General features: G+C 67.5%; 1 protein-coding gene. It reads right to left on the bottom strand.

Annotated elements, in window-relative coordinates; all coding sequences use genetic code 11:
* Positions 1–181: 181 nt before the first annotated feature.
* On the bottom strand, positions 182–676 hold the full coding sequence (locus tag KGQ19_RS48790) for a hypothetical protein (protein ID WP_368862278.1): 495 nt from the start codon (positions 674–676) through the stop codon (positions 182–184).
* Between the last annotated feature and the right edge of the window lies 1 nt (position 677).

The following is a 677-nucleotide window of genomic DNA, read 5'->3' as shown; positions in this document are numbered from 1 at the left end:
CCTCTGCCCCAGCCCCGTCCTGGGGCCTACCTGCCTAGGAGGCGCTCCCTGCCCAGGAGGCGGCTACCCGCCCCATTGTTAGGACGCCGCTGTCCTAAGGCGTTTGCTCTCAGACGCTCGCTTCTCCACCCACCCGATCACACCGCTGTCCTAAGGCGTCTGCTCTTCAGGCGCTTGCTTCTCAGACGCTTGCCCTCTCCACCCACCCGGTCACGTCGATGATGTCTCGGGCAATGTCGACAGCCGCGCGCCCGTCGGTGTGTATGCGATGCACCCCGGCGGGCGCCTTCGCGTCCAGGTGCAGCGCCATCTTCTTGCTCCGCGCCACGTGTGCCTCCAGCTGGCTGCCCACCTCGCGCCCACTCAAGCGCTTCCTCGCGGTGTCGTCATCGGCGGTCAGCAGCACCGAGATGACGCGCGGCGCACCCATCGCCCTCACCACGAGGTCGGCATCAAGGATCGCCACAGTATTGGTGTAGATCAGCCGCCGACACCCCAACGCGGCATAGTTCCCCCACACCGCGGCCAGATTCGCCTCGGTAATCGCACTCCGATCCGGATCCCCGACCGGCGCCGGAAAGATCTGGTCCAGGTAGTCGCCCTCCACCAGCGCATGCGCAACCCCCGCGCCCCGCAACTGCGCCGACACCTCCCACCCGGCCGTACTCTTCCCCACC

This window comes from Catenulispora pinistramenti, assembly GCF_018274385.1.
GTDB classification, from domain to species: domain Bacteria; phylum Actinomycetota; class Actinomycetes; order Streptomycetales; family Catenulisporaceae; genus Catenulispora; species Catenulispora pinistramenti.
Note: the sequence above shows the minus strand (reverse complement) of the source record. Positions and strands in the feature narration are given on the sequence as shown.